This window comes from Actinomadura sp. KC216 (assembly GCF_004348535.1).
Lineage (GTDB): Bacteria > Actinomycetota > Actinomycetes > Streptosporangiales > Streptosporangiaceae > Spirillospora.
Genome location: NZ_SMJX01000022.1, coordinates 19,178 through 39,301 on the forward strand (window position 1 = coordinate 19,178; position 20,124 = coordinate 39,301).

A 20,124-nucleotide genomic window follows, 5' to 3' on the forward strand; every position below is an offset into this window, starting at 1 on the left:
GCGCGGGGCGGGACGGCAGGGGTTGCCGGGAAGCGGCGGCCGGATGAAACTCGATGACGGAACTGCCGCGGATCCGGGGGTGGCCCATGGGCAAAGTGACCTTGTCGCCGAAGATTCTGGACGTTCTCGACTTCGGCACTCCGTCGGCCGAGCGGGACATCTCCCGGGGACTGGAGAAGTATTTCGTCGAGTCCGACGCCTACCAGCGGGTCCAGTCGGGGGCGAAGACGATCCTGATGGGGAATCGCGGGGCCGGGAAGAGCGCGATCTTCCAGGTGCTGGCCAAGCGGGAGCGGGCGGCGGGCAGCCATGTCATCGAGCTGAGCCCGGAGGACTACTCCTACGAGCTGCTCAGCTCCACGATGGAGGCCGAGGACGCCGGGTCGTGGGCGAAGCAGGGGGCCTATGCGGCGGCGTGGAAGTACCTCATCTACGTGCTCGTGATGAAGGCGCTGGCGCGGAAGGGAATGCGGCTGACCAAGGGCGGCGGCAGGGAGATTCACCATTACATCCGCGACAATCACGGCGCTCATCAGCTCGGGCCGCTGTCGCTGCTGGTCTCGTATCTGAAACGGCTTGAGGCCATCAAGCTCGGGCCGATCGAGGCCGGGCTGCGGACGCGGGAGCTGGACCGGCTCTACAAGCTCGAGGAGATCCACAATCTGCTGCCCGCGCTGGAGAAGGTGCTGGACGGCCAGCGGGTCATCGTGCTCGTCGACGAACTCGACCGCGGGTGGGACTCCTCCGAGGACGCCAAGGCGTTCGTCTCGGGACTCTTCCAGGCGTGCGTGTCGATCAACGGGCTGCACAAGAACCTGCGGGTGTACGTGTCGCTGCGGCAGGAGCTCTACGACGACATCCCCGCCCTGTACGACGACGCGCAGAAGCACCGGGACCTGCTGGAGAAGATCTACTGGTCGGAGGAGTCGCTGCTGGAGCTCATCGCCAAGCGGATCCGGTACTCGGCGCACGAGAAGGGCTTCGACGTGGAGGCGCTGGAGCGGGCCGGGGACCGGGCGTGCTGGTCGGCGGTGTTCGCCTCACCACCGGGCCAGGCACGGGACGCCGCGTTCCGCTACATGGTCGACCGGACCCTGTACCGGCCAAGGGAGATCATCCAGTTCTGTTCGGAGGCGCTGGCGCACGCCAGAAGCCGGACCTCCAAGCTGCCGGTGCCGTACTCGGCGATCGAGCGGTGCGAGTACGGCTACTCGGCCGAGCGGATCAGGGACATCGCCGCCGAGTACCGCTCCCAGTACCCGGGGCTGCTGAGCGTCTTCGAGGTCTTCCGCAGCCGCCCGCACACGTTCGACCGCGAGGAGCTGGAACTGCTCTGCCTCGAACTGGCCGTCGGTGAGATCCCCACACGCGGGACGGAGTCGTGGCTACCGCACTGCTACCCGAACGACCTCATCGAGGTCCTGTGGCGGTCGGGGCTGCTCACCGCCCAGGCCGACGAGGACGGCACGTTCCTGGGGAGCCACCAGGTGCAGCACCTGAACGTGGCGGCCGTCAAGCGTTTCCGGATCCACGAGATGTTCCGCTCGTCCCTGGGGATCGCCGCCGCGAAAGGGTGAGCGGTCGTCAGCCGTCCGCCAGCCGCAGGCCGGCCGGTGTCGGTGTGACGCGGGTGAGGTCCTGGATGATCCGGTGTGCTCCGGTGAGGACCGCCGGGTCGTGGCTGGTGGTCACGGCCAGGACGGTCGCACCGGCGGCGCGGCCCGCCGCTATGCCCGCGGGGGCGTCCTCGATGACGATGCAGGCGGACGGGTCCACGTCGAGGCTCCGAGCGGCCTTGAGGTAGCCGGACGGGTCCGGTTTGCCAGCCGGGACGTCTTCGGCGGTCACGACCACCTGTGGGGTCGGCACGCCGGCCACTTCTGTGCGGAGTTTCAGCTGGGGCCTGTCCATCGAGGTGACGAACGCGTAGGGCAGGCCGTTCATGTTCGCCAGGAGGTCGACGGCGCCCGGCAGGGCGGTGATGCCGTCGCTGCGGACGGACTCCAGCGCGTCCAGGCGTGCCGCGGCGTCGAGGACCTGATCGGGCGGGAGGAAGTCGGCGACACGGTCGGCGGTGCGGCGGCCGTGGGCGTCGGAGAGGAACTCGTCCGGGTCGATGCCGTACTCGGCGGCCCATTCCCGGGCGGCACGCTCTACGAGGGGCGTGGAGTCGACGAGGGTGCCGTCCACGTCGAACAGGACGGCCGCGCAGGGCAGGATCACCAGTTCGCCTTCGCCGTCGCCACCTCGGCCTGGCCGCGGAGCCTGCGGACGGCGTCGGCGGGGTCGTCCGCGCCGTAGACGGCGCTGCCCGCGACGAAGACGTCCGCTCCCGCCTCCGCGCAGCGTTCGATGGTCTCCGCGCTGACGCCGCCGTCCACCTGGAGCCAGACGGGGAGGTCGCGGCCCTTGATGAGCTCGCGGGCGCGGCGGACCTTCGGCAGGACGACGTCCAGGAACTTCTGGCCGCCGAACCCGGGCTCGACGGTCATCAGGAGGAGCATGTCGATCTCGCCGAGGAGGTCTTCAAAGCCGTCCACAGGGGTGGCCGGGTTCACGCCGAGGCCCGCGCGCGCGCCTGCGGCGCGGATGGCGCGCAGGGTGCGGATCGGCGCCTTGGCGGCCTCGGCGTGGATGGTGACGCTCTTCGCTCCGGCCTCGGCGTACTCCGGCGCCCAGCGGTCGGGGTCCTCGATCATCAGGTGGCAGTCGAGCGGCAGCGCGCTGTGCTTGAGCAGTGCCTGGACGACGGGCAGTCCCAGGGTGAGGTTCGGGACGAAATGGTTGTCCATGACGTCGACGTGGACCCAGTCGGCGGAGTCGGCGATGCGCTCGACGTCCTCGGCCAAGCGGGCGAAGTCGGCGGACAGGATGCTGGGTGCGATCTGAGGAGCCATGATGCCGCGAGTCTATTGGCGCAGTTCCGTCCGGTCGTCACCCGGCCGGGTGATGGCGGGGGCGGGGCGTCCCGCCAGGCGGAGGCGGACGAACGCCTCCGGCGCGCCCGCGGTGACCCAGAGGCCGAGCATCACCTGGACGGCGAACGCCTGGGCCAGGTGCGATCCGTCGAGGAGGGAGACGGCGACGCCGCCTGCGATGCCCACGGGGAGGCGTGCGAGGCGCTGCCAGAGCTTCCCGCCCGCATCGAACCAGCCGCGTGCCGCGAGCAGGGACAGGCCGGCCAGGGCTCCGCAGAATCCGCCTGTGGCCCTCGCCGATTCGACGAGGGTGACGGGTTCGGTCTGTCCTCCTGCCGCCTGGACGGCGCGGGCCCATGCGTCCGGCCAACGCCAGTTTTCGATCGGCTGTAGGGCGCCCCAGGCGGCTGCCAGCAGCAGCAGGGAGACGACGAGGGCGAAGGTCACCTGGACGGCAAGATGGCGGCGGGTCCACCAGGGGACGACGACGGGTTCCAGCCCGAGCGCCGCCACCAGGAGCGCCAGGCCGATGGCCCAGCCCGCCAGGACCTGGCCGATCGAGTGAACGCCGAGATAGACGCGGGACACACCGATCAGGGCGATGACGGCGGCAGCGGCGGCCCACAGTACCCATCGCCTGGTCTGGGCGGCGAAGAACCCCCAGGCGACCGGTGCGTTCTGCGCGTGGCCGGACGGCATGCCGAACGAGGTGTGGGACGCCTTGCCGTCGACGGTGGGGTCCGTCCAGTACGGGCGGGGGTCGTGGAAGACCAGCTTGAGGAGCGTGTTGAGGAACGCGCTGAACAGCAGGATGACCGTGGCCCGCGCCACCAGGCGCGGTGCCGCGCACCAGAACAGGACCACGAGCAGGGGGACGTAGAACGCCGCGCTCCCCAGGAACGACACGACATGCCAGAAGCCGGTCAGCACGGGTCCCCCGGTCAGGTGCGGCGTAGAAGGGCCAGGAACATCGCGTCCGTGTTGTGGCGATGGGGCCAGAACTGCGCGTACGGGCCGTCCCCCAGGCCGGTGAGGGACGGGGCGACGGACGCTAGGGCGGACGGGGCGTCGAGGCGTTCCGCGTTGGTGTGTTCGCGGAGGACGTCGTCCACGACCACCCGGGTCTCGGCCAGGTGCGGGGAGCACGTGACGTAGGCGACCACGCCGCCGGGCCGGACGGACTCCAGGGCCGTGGCCAGCAGTCTCCGCTGCAGGGGGCCGAGTTCCGCGACCGATCCGGGACCGCGGCGCCAGCGTGCTTCCGGGCGGCGGCGGAGCGCGCCCAGGCCGGTGCACGGCGCGTCCACCATGACGCGGTCGAACGACGCGGGCCGCCACGCGGGTGCGGTGCCGTCGGCGGCGATCACGCCGGTACGGGCGTCGACCGCGTCCCGGACGAGCCCGGCGCGGCGGGGCTGGACGTCGGAGGCCAGGAGCCGCGCGTCCCGCTGGGCGGCGAGGGCGGCGAGGAGGCCCGCCTTGCCCCCGGGGCCGGCGCACAGGTCGGCCCAGAGCGCGTCCTGTCCGTCCAAGGGAGCCTCGACCAGAGCCAGGGCGACCATCTGGCTGGCCTCGTCCTGGACGGCAGCGCGCCCATCGCGGACGGCGGCGATGGCTGCCGGGTCGCCCTCTGGCAGTAGGGCGCCGTAGGGCGAGTACGGAGCGGGTTCCGCGCCCGCGTCGTAGAGCTCTTGCACGGTGGCGCGGCCGGGACGGGCGACCAGGGCGACGCGGGGACGGGCGTTGTCGGCGGCGAGCAGTTCGTCGATCTCGCCGTTGCCGACGGCGTCCCGCAACGCGGACACGATCCACTTGGGGTGGCTGTGCCTGACCGAGAGGCGCGTGGTGGCGTCGGCGTCGGCGGGCGCCACGATCTCCAGCCAGGCGTCCATGTCGCGGGTGGCGACCTTGCGGAGGACCGCGTTGGCGAACTTGGCCTGCCCGGGGCCGGAGACCGAGCGAGCCAGCTCGACGGCGGTTCCCACGGCGGCGTGCGGCGGGATGCGCGTCGCGAGGATCTGGTGGGCGCCGAGGCGCAGGACGTCCAGGAGCGGCGCGTCGATGCGGCGCAGTTCGCGGTCGCTGCACAGCGCGAGCACCGCGTCGTAGGTGCCGCGCCCGCGGAGCGTGCCGTAGGTGAGCTCGGTGGCGAGGGCGGCGTCGCGGCCGGTGAGGCCGCGGTCGCGCAGGCGGCCGGGCAGCAGGAGGTTGGCGTAGGCGTCGCGGGTCTCGACGGCGCGGATCACGTCGAACGCGGTGCGGCGGACGAGGTCCTGCGGGCGGCCGGTCTTGCGCGGCCCGCCCGGCCTGCGGTTCTGGGCGTGTCGGCGGTTGCGGGCGGGCGGCATCAGTGCAGCGCGTCCTTGCCGATGAGGTTGAGACCGCGGGCCCAGTCGGCCGCGCCCATGGCCCGCTTGCCCTGCGGTTGCACTTCGCCCAGGGCGACCGGATGCGTGGCCGTCCCCACGAGCACCTCGTTCTTGCCGACACGCAGTTCGCCGGGCGAAAGCTTGTCCGCTTCTGGGACCGGACGGACCGGCCCGAGCTTGACGCGCGTGTCGCGGAAGTTCGTCCACGCGCCGGGGGCGGGCGTGCACGCGCGCACGAGGCGGTCGATGTGCAGCGCCGGGGACTTCCAGTCGACGTGGGCGTCCTCGGGACTCAGCTTGGCCGCGTGGGACACGCCCTCCGTCGCCTGCGGCCGCGGCTCCAGGACGCCCGCCTCGATGCCGTTCATCGTGTCCAGCAGCAGGCCCGCGCCCGCGACGGCCAGGCGGCCCAGCAGGTCACCGGTGGTGTCGGTCGGCAGGATCGGCTCGGTCAGGACGCCGTAGACCGGGCCCGTGTCCAGCCCCTCCTCGATCTCGAACGTGGCCGCGCCGGTCACGTCGTCGCCGTGCAGGATCGCGCGCTGGACAGGGGCGGCGCCGCGCCAGGCGGGCAGCAGCGAGAAATGCAGGTTCACCCAGCCGTGCCTGGGGATGTCGAGGGCCTCCCTGGGCAGCAGCGCCCCGTAGGCGACGACGGGGCAGCAGTCGGGCCCGATCTCGCGGAGCCGGTCGAGGAACTCGGGATCGCGGGCCTTCACGGGCTTGAGCACCTCCACGCCCGCCTCGGCGGCCAGCGACGCCACCGGGCTGGCGCTCAGATGGCGCCCACGGCCCGAACGCCCGTCCGGCCGGGTGACGACTGCCGCCACCTCGTGCGAGGACTTCAGGAGCGCTCTGAGGGCCGGGAGCGCGGTCTCGGGCGTCCCGGCGAAGACCAGCCGCATCTCAGATCGCCTTCCCGAGGGTGCGGTGCGGCGACTCCTTGACGACCGGGACCGGGTCGCCGAACCACTCGGCCTCCCGGATCGCCTTCATCGCGGCCTTGCGCTGCTCGGGGTCCATCCGGTCGATGAACAGCACGCCGTCGAGGTGGTCGGTCTCGTGCTGGACGCAGCGGGCCAGCAGATGCGTGCCCTCCAGCGTGATCGGCTCGCCGTGCATGTTGAAGCCCTTGGCCACGGCCCGGACGGCGCGCGGCGTGGGGAAGGCCAGGCCGGGCATGGACAGGCAGCCCTCGTCGTCGGTCTCCTGCTCGTCGGACAGGTCCAGGGTCGGGTTGACCACGTGCCCCAGCCGGTCGTCGACGTAGTAGGTGAACACCCGCAGGCCCACGCCGAGCTGCGGCGCGGCCAGGCCCGCGCCGGGAGCGTCGATCATCGTGTCGGTGAGGTCCTTGACGAGCTGGCGCAGCTCCTTGTCGAAGTCCTTCACCGGCTCCGCGGGCGTGCGCAGCACGGGGTCGCCGAAGAGGCGGATGGGCTTGACGGCCAACGGGGACTCCGTTTCGTGCGTGGCGGGGTTGCTCCGTCCAGTCTACGGAGCACCATGGTGACGTTTCACACGCCGCGGCGGGCGCCCTGGTGCGTGGATCGCGCCTTGTAGGCGGCGGTCCGGGCGGCCTTGGCGGTCGTCTTGTCGGGGTGGTGCGCGCCCAGGGCCTCCAGAACGTCGGCCACGGCCGGATGGTCGGTACGCCACAGGTCGTCGACCATGGCCGTCATCTCCGCTCCCGGCGGCGCGTCGATGAGGGCCGCCTCCACCGCCTCCTCGGGTTCGGCGGTCTCCAGCATCCCGGCGACGGTGTCGACGAACACCCACAGGTACTCCTCGCGGGCCAGCTCACGTCCGGCCGGGTCTCCCGCGGCGTTGAGCCAGAGCGCGGCGTAGGGCGAGACCAGCGGATGCTCCTGCGCGGCGCGGACCACGCCCGCCGCCTCGGGGCCGATGCGGTGCAGGACGGCGGCGGCGAGGTTGCGCGCGCCGGGGCCGCCCGTCCGCATGACGGCCAGGAGGTCGGCGGCGGCGTCCTTGGGGTCGTGGCGGGCGAGCCAGCCGTCGATCTCCTCGTCGGCGGCGTCGGGCCGGTACCAGGTGAGCCCTTCGATGAGCTCGGACGCGCGCGCCCCCGCCAGGTCGCCGACGACGGGCGCGCTGAACCCGTCCGCCAGCAGCAGTTCCCGGACGGCCCACACGCCCAGCGGTGTCAGCGCGGATCCCTTGCCCGACGTCTCGACGACGCCCCACTCCTCGAACGCGGCCAGTTCGAGGAAGAACGCGTCCGCCACGAGGGCGGGCATGGCCTCTGCGTCGGTGAGGTCGTAGGCCTCTGCCACGTGGTCGAGCAGGGCGTTGATGAGGATTTCCGGCTCGGTGGGCTCCTCCTGCTCGTACAGGTGGATGAGGACGCCCGTCATCTCGTTCTGGACGAGCTCCATCGCGTCCAGGCCGTCCGCGTAGTCGTGCCCTGGGACGACCATCGCCTCGAACAGCGGAAGCCATGCGGCCAGGAGCGTCGAGTCATCGCTGGAGTCGAGTCCGTCCAGGGCGGGACCTGGCCTGGCGGTGCCGGCCTCGGCGGTGATGACCTTCGCCTCTACGGCGGCCCACCAGAGGCGTTCCAGTTCGCCCGCGTCCTCCATCTGCCCGTGGCTGCGCGGAGCCTCCAGGCCGAGTGCGCCGGCCGCGGCCTGGAAGTCGGGGTCGGTGAGGGTGTCGTGCTCGGTGAGGGCGCGTTCGCCGGTCCAGCGGGCCAGGGCGAGGACGTTCTCGGTCAGGCGGGAGCGGCGCACGGCGTCGGCCACGTCCGCCTCGGAGGCGAGCCGCACGGGCGGGACGACCAGGTCCTCCACCTGCTGCAGGTAGCCCTCGGTGCGCGCGTACCGCTCCTCCTCCGGCAGCGCCTCGAAGTCGCGGATCCACGCCTCGACGGCCTCCTGGTCGTCCAGGGCGACCCCGTCGGCCCGCATCAGCCCGCCGATGACCTCCGCCGCCGCCTGCCGCTCCTCGGTGTCCAGCTCGGCGACGAGGTCGGCGAACGCGGGGCCGGTCCGGTCGATCTCGGCGTCCAGGTCGGCGGCGGCGGGCGCGGGCACGGCGCCGGTGTCGCGCAGGTAGGCCACGATGCGGCGGAGCGCGTCCAGGACGGTGGGGACGTCGTCGCCGCCCGCCACCACGGACTCCGGGAACACGCTCAGGAGCAGCTCGCGCAGCGACTCGGGGGTCAGCGCCGCGGGGCCCGCCAGGCCCATCTCGTCCTGCAGCAGTTCGAGCAGGATGCGCGCGCCCTGCTCGTCCAGCGCCTCGCCGCGCTCGTCCGCCCACCGCCGCAGGTCGCCCGCGGTGGTCTCCACCCAGTTCTCGGCCACCCGAGAACCCTATTGGTCAGATCAGCTCCAGTGGGTCGATCTGGACCCGGACGGTCTCCGCCGTCTTGCGCGCGCTGCGCACGCCCTGAGCCTCCTTCAGCGCGCGCGCCAGCGCATGCCCGGCGGCCCTGGGCACACGCACCAGCGCGCGCTCTTTCTCCTGCACGTCGGCCCCGGCGCCGGGCGCGGAAGGCACGGGCACAGGACCGAGCACTTCGGCCCCATCGGGCAGCCGGGCATCGGCCAGAAGGTCCCGTATGGCGGCGGGGGTCCCGGTCAGCGACGCCATCCGCGCGGCAGGCGGGAAGCCCACCTCCCTGCGCTCCGCCAGTTCCCGCTCCGCGTAGGTGACCGGGTCCCACCGGACGAGCGCCTGCACGGCCGGCAGCGCCCCCTCCGCCGCGACGACGACGGGCGCCTGCGGTCGGACGAGCGACGCCGCGTTCATCCAGCGCCGCAGCGTCTCCTCCCCGGCGCGCAGGTCGGGCCGTCCGAGCAGCACCCAGCCGTCCAGCAGCAGCGCGGCGCTGTATCCGCCGTCCGCCGGCGGCTCGGCCCCCGGCGTGGACACGACCAGCGCGCGCTCCGGGCCGAGCCGTTCGAGGATGGAGTCGCGCCCAGAGGTGCGGACCGGCACGCCCGGGAACGCCCTGCCCAGTTCCTCCGCCGTCCGCTTGGCACCGACCACCACGGCGCGCAGATGGACGAACGCGCATTCAGGGCACCGCCAGTCGCCCGCGATGCGTCCGCACCAGCGGCAGTAGGGCGCGGCATGGGACGACGGCAGCGACAGAGGGCCCTGGCAGGCCACACACTGCGCGGGTGTACGGCACCGTCCGCACGCGATGGCCGGGACGTATCCGCGCCTGGGAACCTGCACCAGGACGGGCCCCTCCTCCAGCGCCCGACGGGCGGCCTCGAACGCCAGATTCGGCAGGCGCGCGCTGCGCGCGGCGGCGTCACGCGCTAGCTGCGCGTCCTCCCCCACGTACCGGACGCGGGGCATCGCAGCCCGGACACGTTCCCGGTCGGACGCGAGCGAGTGCGCCCAGCCGGACTCGATGAGCTGAGTGGCGTCGGTGGTCCTGGTGAACCCCCCTATGAGCGCCCCTGCGTTCGCTCTGTGCGCGCGCAGGGCCAGGACGTCGCGCGCATGCGGGTACGGGGCGTGCGGCTCGGCGTGGACGTCGTCGCCGTCGTCCCACAGCACGACCAGCCCCAGGTCGGCGACGGGAGCGAACATGGCCGCGCGCGTCCCGACGACCGCCCGCGCGGTACCGCGCAGCACGGCCAGCCACCTTCGGTAGCGCTCCGCCGGGCCCAGCTCCGCCGTCAGCGCGACGTGGACGCCCTCCCCCAGTTCGGCCTTGAGCGCGGAGTCCACGCGAGCCACGTCGCGTCCGTCGGCCACGACCACCAGCGCGCCGCGTCCTGCGCGAAGGGTCACCGCGACGGCCTGCGCTATGGCCGCCGTCCAGCCGGGGCCGGGCAGCGCCGTCCAGACCGCTCGCGGGGCCCTGCCCTCGGTCAGCGCGCCGAGGAACGATGGACCGGCCGGGTAGTCGCTCCACGCACCCGCGCCTTCCGTGCCGGACGGTTCACCCACGGCGTCACCCGGTGCGTTCACAGGCTCCGCCTCCACCCGCGCATGGCGCGGTGGGACCGCCAGCCGCAGCACATCCGCGAACGTCCCGGCGTAGCGGTCGGCCACCTCCCGGATCAGCGCGGCGACCTCCGGCGTGAGGACCGGCTCGGACGAGGTGACCCGCTCCAGGAAGAGCAGCTTGCCCTCGTGGTCGCTCTCGGCGACCCGCTCCAGAACGAACCCGTCGACGAGCTGGCCCGCGAACCGCACCCGCACCCGGCACCCGGGGACCGTCTCGGCGTCCAGTTCCGCGGGCACCAGGTAGTCGAACGGGCGATCCAGGTGCGGCAGCGACATGTCGACCGCGATCCGCGCGACGGGCAGCTCCTCCGCCGGACGGCGCGCCCCCTTCTTCCGCGCCTTGCCCGGCTTGCCCGGTTTGGCCGCCTTCTCCGGCGGCGGCCGCTTCTCCGGGGACGGCCGCGGCAGCTCGTCCAGCCCCGGGATCAGGTCCGTTCCGCCGCCGTCCTTGGTCACGCCACCGTCCTACCAGATCAACCCGACACCCGATCGCGCACGCTAGGGTTGACCCGTTCGTACGGGGTGCGCGTCCGTTGGCCCATTGCCCGATCCCTTCCGCGCCCTCACCGCCGACGATCCGTGCAGGCGATGACCACAGCGCATACTCAAGAGCGGGCGGACGCCCATGCCCCGCGTGGGTCGTCGCGCCGTTCCCTAGGCACCTCGTCCCCCGCCTCCTGGAAGAAATGGGCGCGCCACCCGGTGGTCGCCGCCACGGTCGCGGCCGCCGTTCTCCACCTGGTGTGGGCGCTGCTACTGGCCAACGAGGGCGGCGACCTCGCCGCCCAGGCCGCCTGGACGGACTTCGCCTGGAAGCACCCGACCGCGGCCTACAGCTTCGCCTGGTACGGCGGCATGCACCCCGCGTCCTACAGCGTCATGTCGCCGTACCTGATGGCGCTGTTCGGCATACGCACGGTCGCCGTCGTGTCCGGCACGCTCTCCGCCGCCCTCACGGCGCACCTGCTGCGGCGCTTCAAGGCGCCCGTGGCCCTGCCCGCGTCGCTCTGGGCCGCGTTCGCCCTCTCGTGCAACTCCGCGTCCGGGCGGGTCACGTTCGGTCTCGGCCTCACGTTCGCGCTCATGGCGACGATCGCGGCGTTCACGCCCCGCGGCACGCCCGCCCTGCGCGCGGCCGGGGTGGTGGGCCTCGGCCTGCTGGCCACGCTCGCGAGCCCCGTCGCGGGCCTGTTCCTCATGGTGCTCGCCGCGGCGCTGTTCCTCACCGGGCGCCGCCGCGCCGGGATCTGCCTCGCCGCCGGCCCGCCCCTCGTGGTCGGGACCACCAGCCTGCTGTTCCCGTTCAGCGGCGAGCAGCCGATCTCGCTCGGCGCCATCGTGCTGCCCGCCGTGACCAGCGTCATCGCCATCGTGGCCTGCGCGCCGCGCGGCTGGAGGCTCGTCCGCGTCGGCGCCGGCGTGTACCTGGCCGGGATCGTGCTGACCTGGCTGATCCCGTCACCGGTCGGCAGCAACGTCGAACGGCTCTCGCTCCTGTTCGGCGGGATGTTCCTGCTGTCCGCCGTGGCGCGCGCGCACGGCCGCGTCCGCATCGCGGTCCTGTCCGTCGCGTTCATCGTCACCGCGTCCTGGCAGGTCGTGAAGCCCGTCGAGGACCTGATCCACACCGAGCCCGCGGCGACCGCCGCCGGGAACGCCAGCGGCCTCATCGCCGAGCTGAAGGCCGTCGGCGCGGACGACGTGCGCATCGAGGTCGTCCCGCTGCGGTCCCACTGGGAGTCGTCCGGGCTGAGCCGCCATTTCGTCCTCGCGCGGGGCTGGAACCGGCAGGTCGACGCGGAACGCCACGAGCTGTTCTACGAGGACGGCGCGCTGACGGCCGACTCCTACCGCGACTGGCTGCACGAGTGGGCGGTGCAGTACGTCGTCCTGCCGCTGCAGGAGACGGACTGGTCGGCCCAGAAGGAGGCCGCGCTCGTCGAAGCCGGCCAGCCGTACCTGACGGAGATATGGCGCGACGAGCACTGGCGCCTGTTCCGCGTCCTGCGCTCGACGCCCCTGGTCGACCGGCCCGCGTCGGTCAGCAGGCTGGACGCCGGGCAGCTCGTCATCGACATGCCGTCCCGCGGCTCTGTCCTGGTGCGCGTCTCCTGGTCGCCGTGGCTCAGGGTGTCGGGCGGGGACGCGTGCCTCGCGCGCGCGGGCGACTTCGTCCGGATGAACGCGGAGAAGCCCGGCCGCTACACCATCGCGGCCCGCTACAACCTCAGCCGCGGCGAACCCTGCGACCCCTGACCGCCGAACCCCGTCCGCGAACGAAAAGGCCCTGGGAACACACGGTTCCCAGGGCCTTCCGTATACGTGGAAGGTTACAGACCGGCGGCAGAGGCGAGGTCCTTGGCGCGGTCGGTCGACTCCCAGGTGAAGTCGGGCTCCTCCCGGCCGAAGTGCCCGTAGGCGGCCGTCTGCTGGTAGATCGGGCGGAGCAGGTCGAGGTCGCGGACGATCGCGGCCGGACGCAGGTCGAACACGTCCGCGATCGCCTTCTCGATCGCCTCGGGCGCGACCTTCTCGGTGCCGAACGTCTCCACGAACACGCCGACCGGGTGCGCCTTGCCGATCGCGTAGGCGACCTGGACCTCGGCGCGGTCGGCGAGCTCCGCCGCGACGATGTTCTTGGCGACCCACCGCATCGCGTACGCGGCGGACCGGTCGACCTTGGACGGGTCCTTGCCGGAGAACGCGCCGCCGCCGTGCCGGGCCATCCCGCCGTAGGTGTCCACGATGATCTTGCGGCCGGTGAGGCCGGCGTCGCCCATCGGGCCGCCGATCTCGAAGCGGCCGGTCGGGTTGACCAGCAGCCGGTACCCCTCGGTGTCGAGGTCGAAGCCGGCCAGCACCGGGTCGACGACGTGCTCCTTGACGTCCGGGGTCAGCAGCTCCTTCAGGTCGATGTCCGGGGCGTGCTGGCTGGACACGACGACGGTGTCGAGGCGGACGCCGCGGTCGCCGTCGTACTCGATCGTGACCTGCGTCTTGCCGTCGGGCCGCAGGTAGGGGACGTCGCCGTTCTTGCGGACCGCCGACAGCCGCTCCGCGAGCCGGTGCGCCAGCGTGATCGGCAGCGGCATCAGCTCGGGCGTCTCGTTGGTGGCGTAGCCGAACATCAGGCCCTGGTCGCCGGCGCCCTGCCGGTCCAGGTCGTCGCCCCGCCTGTCGCGGTCGTCGCCGTCGCGGGTCTCGTAGGCGTCGTCGACGCCCTGCGCGATGTCGGGCGACTGCGCGCCGATGGACACCGACACGCCGCAGGAGTGCCCGTCGAAGCCCTTCTTGGACGAGTCGTACCCGATCTCCAGGATCTTCTCCCGGATCACGCCCGGGATGTCCACATAGGTCTCGGTGGTGACCTCACCGGCCACATGCACCTGACCGGTCGTGATCATCGTCTCGACGGCGACCCGGCTCTTCGGATCGTCCTTCAGCATCGAGTCGAGGATCGCGTCGCTGATCTGGTCCGCGATCTTGTCCGGATGTCCTTCGGTGACGGACTCGGAGGTGAACAGGCGGCGTGACACGTACGCGCACTCCTTGCAGCGGCTGCTGACTGATGTCGCAGAACGGATATGTGTTCGGATTCGGTGGGGAAGGCCCCCTACCCCACAGGTTCTAGGGCCGAAGTCTAGCGGGATCGTCGCATGGCGGATTTGGAAACGTGCTCGTTAACGGCCGGACGCCCCTGGTGAAGCGGGCTGGACGCCTGGTCGGGCGCCCCGAACGGACGCCCTGAACGGATGCCCCGGACGGATGCCCCGGACGGCGCCCGGACGGGCGCGGTCAATCGGGCGACAGGGGTTCGAGGCGCGCCGCGACGAGATCCCACACGACCTCGGCGAGCGCCTCCTTGGCGCCCCGGGGCACCTCGGTCGCGGAGCCGTCCGCGCCGAGGACGACGGCCTCGTTGTCGGGCCGCCCGAAGGTCATCTCCTCGCCGACCTGGTTGACGACGAGCAGATCGCTGCGCTTGCGGGCGAGCTTGGCGCGCCCGTTGGCGAGCACGTCGTCGGTCTCGGCCGCGAAACCGACGATCACCTGGCCGGGCCGGCGGGTCTCGCCGAGCTCGGCCAGGATGTCGGGGTTCTTGGCGAGGCGGATCGGCTCGGGCTCCGCGCCCTCCGCCTTCTTGATCTTCGAGCCCCGGTAGCCGGCGGGCCGGAAGTCGGCGACGGCGGCGGCCATGACGACCGCGTCGGCGTCGGCGGCGGCGGACAGCACGGCCTTGCGCATGTCCTCGGCCGACCCGACGGCGACGATGTCGGCGCCCGCCGGGTCGGGCAGGGCGACGTTGGCGGCCACGAGCGTCACGCGCGCGCCGCGGGCCACGGCCGTCCTGGCGAGCGCGTAGCCCTGCAGCCCGGACGACCGGTTCCCGATGAAGCGGACGGGGTCGATCGCCTCCCGGGTGCCGCCGGCGGAGACGACGACGTGCCGCCCGGCGAGGTCGCGGCCCGCGGCGCCGCGGGCCAGGACGTGCCGGGCGACGTCGAACAGCTCGGCCGGGTCGGGCAGCCGGCCGGGGCCGGTGTCCTTGCCGGTGAGCCGCCCGGACGCCGGCTCGATCACCACGGCGCCGCGGGCCCGCAGCGTCGCGACGTTGGCGCGGGTCGCCGGGTGCTCCCACATCTCGGTGTGCATCGCGGGCGCGAACACGACCGGGCACCGCGCGGTGAGCAGGGTGGTGGTGAGCAGGTCGTCCGCCAGCCCCTGCGCGGCGCGGGCGAGCAGGTCGGCGGTGGCGGGCGCGACGAACACCAGGTCGGCGGCCTGCCCGAGCCGGACGTGCGGCACGCCGGCGACGCCGTCCCACACGCTGGTCGAGACCGGGTGGCCGGACAGCGCCGCCCAGGTCGGCTCGCCGACGAAGCGGAGCGCGTCCTCGGTCGGGACGACGGTGACGTCGTGGCCCGACTCGGTGAGCCGCCGGAGCAGCTCGCACACCTTGTAGGCGGCGATGCCGGCGCTCACGCCGAGGACGACGCGCGGTGCGGCGCTGTTCGGGGAGGTCATGCGTTCACTGTCGCATCAGGCGCCGGACGGGGGCGCGCCGGGGGCCGTGTACATCGGCCCGGCGGCCCGGCGGGCCGGTCGCGGGCGCTCAGCCCTCGATGGGCTCGGCGTTCAGGAGTCCTTCGCGCGTCTCCCGCAGGGCGATCGACAGCGGCTTCTCCTGGACCTGCGTCTCGACGAGCGGGCCGACGTACTCCAGCAGGCCCTCGCCCAGCTGGGCGTAGTAGGCGTTGATCTGCCGTGCGCGCTTGGCCGCGATGCTCACGAGGCCGTACTTGGTGTCGACGACTTCGAGGAGCTCGTCGATCGACGGGTTGGTGATGCCCTCACTGCTGGCTGCCACTCGGTGGCCTTCCGATAGGTCGCGACTATTCAACAGCCATCAAGGTTAGCAGCTCCTGGCACACGTCCCGGACGGACGTGTTGACGAGCGTGACGTCGAACTCCTTCTCGGCGGCGAGCTCGACGCGGGCGGCGTCGAGGCGCCGCTGGATCACCTCCGGGGGCTCGGTGCCGCGCCCGGTGAGGCGGCGGACGAGCTCCTCCCAGCTGGGCGGGGCGAGGAACACCAGGCGGGCCTCGGGCATGGACCGGCGGACCTGGCGGGCGCCCTGCAGGTCGATCTCCAGGAGCACCGGCTCGCCGCGGGCGAGCCGCTCCTCGACGGGCCGACGCGGGGTTCCGTAGCGGTTCCCAGCGAACTCGGCCCATTCGAGGAGCTCCCCTTCGGCGACGAGCCGGTCGAAACCGGCGTCGTCGACGAAGAAGTACTGCACACCGTGGGTCTCACCCGGCCGGGGGGACCGGGTTGTCACCGAGACCGACAGCCACACCCGGGGGTGCGATCGCCGGATCTCGGCGACGACCGTGCTCTTGCCGACGCCCGACGGCCCGGAGAGGACCGTCAGCCGCCGCGCGAGCGGGTCATGCGATTCGTGCGGTTCGGAGCTACCCAACGCTTCGCCGGCCGTTCTCATCCGGCCTGCCCGCGGAGGCGTGGCCTACGCGGGCCTGCCATGGACGGGAGGGGGCCGACGGGGGCGCTGGGATCGGACGAGATGGAGCCGGACCCGGGTCGCCCCGGCCCGGCCGCGGCGGTCTGCCCGCCGCGCCCGCCCGTGAGTCGTGCGTCAGCGGTTCGCACTTCCGCCGAACTCACGCTCCAGGGACGCGCGCTGGTTCGCACCGAGACCCCGCACACGGCGGGACTCGGCGATTCCCAGACGCTCCATGATCTGCTTCGCACGGACCTTGCCCACACCGGGCAGTGATTCAAGGAGGGCCGACACCTTCATCTTTCCGATGACGTCGTCGGACTGACCCTCTTTGAGAACCTCGGCGAGCGAGGTTCCCCCGTGCTTGAGCCGATTCTTAACCTCGGCCCGCTCCTTGCGAGCCTTGGCAGCCTTCTCCAAGGCTGCGGCGCGCTGTTCGGGGGTTAGGGGCGGAAGAGCCACGCCGGGTCACCTCAGGTTTCCACTCGACGGAGTCGGACGGGTTGGGAAACTAGCGAGTTCACCGCCCATTAGGCAACGTGAAGTGCCGTTTAGCCCGCCATAAATTCGCGAAAATCACTCATCGGAGTGTCCTGAATACAGAGTGTACACAACTCGGGCCCCTCGGCGGCGCATCCCCCCGCCTTGCTGGGACTTTCGCATGATCGTGAAAATCCCCCCTTTCTGACCCCATATGCGGCACTCGATCCCGTTTCTCCGGGGCCTTCCGGGCCCCGCCGGGGGCGTCTCCCCGCGCGTCGCCGGCCCGCCCGATACCCCGCCGCGCCCGGGCGCCGGGGGCTCCTGTGAGGTCCCCCACAAAAGATCCCGACCGAGTGACGCTCGTCACGCCGGGCCGCTCCGCACGTCGCGGCGGCCCCGCAACTGCCATCCTCGACAACGCCCCGCCCGCCAAGATCGTCCTCTTCTCCCGGAGGCGCACCGCCGCAGCAGCTCCCCCGCCCGCCGCCAGGGCAGCACCCGGACGCGGAACCACGCCCCGTCACACCGGAGACGTTCCCCGGGCATGAATCGTCGCTCCGCGTGAACGAAGTTGATCGTTCGGTACGTTCGGCAATGCCGAATCGTTCAGCTCCGTTCATTGTTTATTGCGGAGTTCTCCTCCATCGAACCTTCGCCTTCGCGCCGGGACGCGAACGCGGCGGTATTGGTGGCCGGGGGCTTGTGGGGGTGCCCGATGTTGTTGCGAACCCGGTGACGCCATTTGTGGTCATTGTGGTCATACGCGACCGGGCGGCTTACGGCTCATACACGCCTTAGCGCGGCGGCCATCGCGGCGGCCGCGGCGCCGGGGTCGGGGGCGCCGGTGATGGGCCGGCCGATGACCAGCAGGTCGGCGCCGGCGGCGAGGGCGTCCTCGGGGGTGGCGACGCGGGCCTGGTCCTGGTTGTCGGCCCCTGTGGGGCGGACCCCGGGCGTGATGAGCGTGATCCCGGGCCCGACCTCGGCGCGGACGGCGGCGGCCTCCTGCGGCGAGCAGACGAGGGCCTGAGCGCCCGCCTCGACGGCCAGGGCGGCCAGGCGGCGGACCGCGTCCGGGGCGGGGCCCGCGAGGCCGAGAGCGGTCAGATCGGCCTCGGAGAGCGACGTCAGCACCGTCACGGCGGCGATCTTCGTGGCCGGGACGGCCTCGACCGCGGCGCGGATCATGGCGGGCCCGCCGGCCGCGTGCACGGTCAGGTAGGACGGCTTGAGGCGGGCGACCGCGCGGGCGGCGCCGCGGACGGTGGCGGGGATGTCGTGCAGCTTGAGGTCCAGGAACACCTGGACGCCGCTGGCGCCCCGGACGCTGGCGACGACGTCCGGCCCGTACCGCAGGTAGAGCTCCAGGCCCACCTTGACGGTGGAGACGTGCGGGGTGACCAGGGTGGCCCAGCGCGCCGCCGTCTCCAGGTCGGGCGCGTCCAGCGCGACGGCGATGGGGGCGGTCACAGCGTCTCCTTCTCGGGCTCTTCCGGGCGCACCTGCGGCGGGACGTACCCGGCGGGCTTGTGCGCGAGGCCGACCGCGTCGGCGAGGCGGCCGATGCGGCGGGCCGCCAGGGCCTCCTCCAGCTCGCGCAGGACGCGCGGGCCGGCCGTGGGGTCGTGGAACACGGCGGTGCCGACGGCGACGGCGGAGGCGCCCGCGAGGATGAACTCCAGCGCGTCCAGGCCGGTGGCGACGCCGCCGACGCCGATGATCGGCGTGCCGGGCAGCGCGGCGTGCACCTGGTAGACGCAGCGGACCGCGACGGGCCGGACGGCGGGCCCCGACAGGCCGCCCGACACGCCGGTGAGGGCGGGCCGGAGCGTGCCGGGGTCGATCGCCATGGCCTCCATGGTGTTGATCAGGGTGAGGCCGTCGGCGCCCGCGTCGACGCAGGCCAGCGCGATGGTGACGATGTCGGTCACGTCGGGGGCGAGCTTGGCGAACACGGGCGTGCCGGGCCGGGCGTGGTCGCGGACGGCGCGGACGACGGACGCCGCGGCGGACGGGTGCCAGGCGAACATGCGGCCGCGGTCCTCGACGTTCGGGCAGGCGATGTTGACCTCGATCGCGGCGACGCCCGGGACGTTGCGGAGGCGGCGCGCGAGGTCGCCGTACTCGTCGACGCTGTTGCCCGCGACGGACACGATCGTCCGGACGTCCTGCTCGATGAGCCACGGAAGCTCGTGTTCGAGGAAAGTCTCCACACCGGGCCCGGGAAGGCCCATTGCGGTCAACAAACCGGAGGGGGTTTCGGTCACGCGTGGAGTGGGGCGTCCCGCGCGCGCCTGGGGCATCACGGAGGTGGTGACGAACGCCCCCAGGCGGGAGAGATCGAAGAACTGGGCGAGTTCGCGTCCCGTCCCGCCGCACCCGGAGGCCGTCATGATCGGGTTGGGGAGTTCCAGGGGCCCGAGTGCGGTCCTGACCCGCTCGCTCACTGGGAGCCCCCCTCGGAGACGCTCAGGACCCGCGGCGCGCCCAGCGCGTCGAACGGGATCGTGCCGAGGTCGCCCCAGCGGACGAGATCGCCGCGCAGCACGGGCCCGTCCGCGCAGGCGCGGATCATCCGGGTCACGCCGTCCTCGCCGTGGACGGGGAGCATGCACGTCATGCACACGCCTATGCCGCAGGCCCCCGTCCGCTGGAGGAACTCCTCGACCGACACCTGGGACGGGAGCCCGAAGTCGGTGGCGACCTGGGTCACCGAGCGGAGCAGGGCGGTGGGGCCGCAGCCGTAGACGACGTCCGTGCCCGTCTCCTCGATGACGCGGGGCAGGACGTCGCGGACGGTGCCCTTCTCCCCCATCGAGCCGTCGTCGGTGGCGACGGTCGCGGAGTCGCCGATGCGCTGCGCCATCCGGGACCCGAACACCTGCTTGGCGGACGGCCCGCCCAGCACGAAATGCACCTGGCAGCCGCGGCGCAGCAGCGAGTCGGCGAGCGCGAACACGGCCGCGCCGCCGGGGCCGCCGCCGACGAGCAGGCAGCTGACGGGATCGCGGGGCAGGCGGAACGGGCGGCCGAGCGGCCCGACGAGGTCGATCTGGTCGCGGGAGCGGCGCCCGGCGAGCCAGGCGGTGCCGGGCTCGGTGTCGGCGAACACCAGCTCGACGGTGCCGCCGTAGTCGGACTTGACCTCGTACACCCCGAAGCAGCGGCGGATCAGCCGGGACGTGTGCTCGCCGCCGACGGCGAGGGCCACGAACTGGCCGGGCCTGAACCGCTCGGCGATGGCCGGGGCCACCAGCGTCATCGCGTGGTAGTCCTGCACCTGGCGGACCGTCAGGACCGTCGCCGACGTCTGCACCGGCGTGTCGGACACCCGTCTCCCTC

The 20,124-nt window shown here is 72.7% G+C and carries 18 protein-coding genes; 2 read left to right on the forward strand and 16 right to left on the reverse strand.

The genetic code is table 11. From position 1 onward, the window contains the following. Positions 1–86 precede the first annotated feature (86 nt). Complete coding sequence (locus E1264_RS06335) at positions 87–1,577, forward strand: hypothetical protein (RefSeq protein WP_132170528.1); 1,491 nt, start codon at positions 87–89, stop codon at positions 1,575–1,577. 7 nt (positions 1,578–1,584) lie between these two features. Here E1264_RS06335 and E1264_RS06340 read toward each other — a convergent pair whose 3' ends face one another. The 8 genes from E1264_RS06340 to E1264_RS06375 all read right to left on the reverse strand — a co-directional run bounded on the left by E1264_RS06340 (position 1,585) and on the right by E1264_RS06375 (position 10,735). Continuing rightward, the gene (locus E1264_RS06340) at positions 1,585–2,223 is read right to left on the reverse strand and encodes an HAD-IA family hydrolase (protein ID WP_132170530.1); all 639 of its coding nucleotides are present in this window, start codon (positions 2,221–2,223) and stop codon (positions 1,585–1,587) included. Further along, the gene (gene rpe / locus E1264_RS06345) at positions 2,220–2,897 is read right to left on the reverse strand and encodes a ribulose-phosphate 3-epimerase (RefSeq protein WP_132170532.1); all 678 of its coding nucleotides are present in this window, start codon (positions 2,895–2,897) and stop codon (positions 2,220–2,222) included. Before rpe ends, E1264_RS06340 begins: the two co-directional genes overlap by 4 nt. Before the next feature lie 12 nt (positions 2,898–2,909). Continuing rightward, positions 2,910–3,848: a phosphatase PAP2 family protein gene (locus E1264_RS06350; RefSeq protein ID WP_165964035.1), complete on the reverse strand. Its 939-nt coding sequence runs from the start codon at positions 3,846–3,848 to the stop codon at positions 2,910–2,912. Positions 3,849–3,859: 11 nt separating this feature from the next. Beyond that, the gene (locus tag E1264_RS06355) at positions 3,860–5,266 is read right to left on the reverse strand and encodes a transcription antitermination factor NusB (protein WP_132170536.1); all 1,407 of its coding nucleotides are present in this window, start codon (positions 5,264–5,266) and stop codon (positions 3,860–3,862) included. After that, the gene (fmt, locus tag E1264_RS06360; RefSeq protein WP_132170538.1) at positions 5,266–6,192 is read right to left on the reverse strand and encodes a methionyl-tRNA formyltransferase; all 927 of its coding nucleotides are present in this window, start codon (positions 6,190–6,192) and stop codon (positions 5,266–5,268) included. Before fmt ends, E1264_RS06355 begins: the two co-directional genes overlap by 1 nt. Position 6,193: 1 nt before the next feature. Continuing rightward, on the reverse strand, positions 6,194–6,739 hold the full coding sequence (gene def, locus E1264_RS06365; protein WP_132170540.1) for a peptide deformylase: 546 nt from the start codon (positions 6,737–6,739) through the stop codon (positions 6,194–6,196). A 65-nt stretch (positions 6,740–6,804) separates the two neighbouring features. Further along, complete coding sequence (locus E1264_RS06370) at positions 6,805–8,613, reverse strand: hypothetical protein (protein WP_132170542.1); 1,809 nt, start codon at positions 8,611–8,613, stop codon at positions 6,805–6,807. 16 nt (positions 8,614–8,629) lie between these two features. Further along, positions 8,630–10,735 (reverse strand): primosomal protein N', encoded by a 2,106-nt coding sequence (locus tag E1264_RS06375; protein WP_132170544.1) that lies wholly within the window; start codon positions 10,733–10,735, stop codon positions 8,630–8,632. A gap of 132 nt (positions 10,736–10,867) precedes the next feature. Between E1264_RS06375 and E1264_RS06380 the strand changes: the two genes are divergently transcribed. Next, entirely contained in the window at positions 10,868–12,535 is a 1,668-nt protein-coding gene (locus E1264_RS06380; protein WP_243710783.1) for an MFS transporter, read from the forward strand. 74 nt (positions 12,536–12,609) lie between these two features. On the opposite strand, the gene metK is transcribed toward E1264_RS06380, so the two are convergent. The 8 genes from metK to E1264_RS06420 all read right to left on the reverse strand — a co-directional run bounded on the left by metK (position 12,610) and on the right by E1264_RS06420 (position 20,113). Next, positions 12,610–13,815, reverse strand: a complete 1,206-nt coding sequence (gene metK, locus E1264_RS06385; RefSeq protein WP_132170546.1) for a methionine adenosyltransferase — start codon at positions 13,813–13,815, stop codon at positions 12,610–12,612. A 259-nt stretch (positions 13,816–14,074) separates the two neighbouring features. Continuing rightward, positions 14,075–15,304, reverse strand: a complete 1,230-nt coding sequence (coaBC, locus tag E1264_RS06390) for a bifunctional phosphopantothenoylcysteine decarboxylase/phosphopantothenate--cysteine ligase CoaBC (protein ID WP_132170548.1) — start codon at positions 15,302–15,304, stop codon at positions 14,075–14,077. Between the two features lie 88 nt (positions 15,305–15,392). After that, entirely contained in the window at positions 15,393–15,647 is a 255-nt protein-coding gene (gene rpoZ, locus E1264_RS06395; RefSeq protein WP_026405772.1) for a DNA-directed RNA polymerase subunit omega, read from the reverse strand. A gap of 25 nt (positions 15,648–15,672) precedes the next feature. Continuing rightward, on the reverse strand, positions 15,673–16,260 hold the full coding sequence (gene gmk, locus E1264_RS06400; RefSeq protein ID WP_243710784.1) for a guanylate kinase: 588 nt from the start codon (positions 16,258–16,260) through the stop codon (positions 15,673–15,675). A gap of 174 nt (positions 16,261–16,434) precedes the next feature. After that, positions 16,435–16,761, reverse strand: a complete 327-nt coding sequence (gene mihF, locus E1264_RS06405; RefSeq protein WP_026405770.1) for an integration host factor, actinobacterial type — start codon at positions 16,759–16,761, stop codon at positions 16,435–16,437. A gap of 804 nt (positions 16,762–17,565) precedes the next feature. Continuing rightward, positions 17,566–18,252 carry an orotidine-5'-phosphate decarboxylase gene (gene pyrF, locus E1264_RS06410; protein WP_132170552.1) on the reverse strand — a complete coding sequence of 229 codons (687 nt, stop codon included), beginning with the start codon at positions 18,250–18,252 and terminating at the stop codon, positions 17,566–17,568. Then, complete coding sequence (locus E1264_RS06415; RefSeq protein WP_132170554.1) at positions 18,249–19,229, reverse strand: dihydroorotate dehydrogenase; 981 nt, start codon at positions 19,227–19,229, stop codon at positions 18,249–18,251. The genes pyrF and E1264_RS06415 overlap by 4 nt, the downstream gene beginning before the upstream one ends. Beyond that, complete coding sequence (locus E1264_RS06420) at positions 19,226–20,113, reverse strand: dihydroorotate dehydrogenase electron transfer subunit (RefSeq protein WP_132170556.1); 888 nt, start codon at positions 20,111–20,113, stop codon at positions 19,226–19,228. Before E1264_RS06420 ends, E1264_RS06415 begins: the two co-directional genes overlap by 4 nt. Positions 20,114–20,124: the final 11 nt, after the last annotated feature.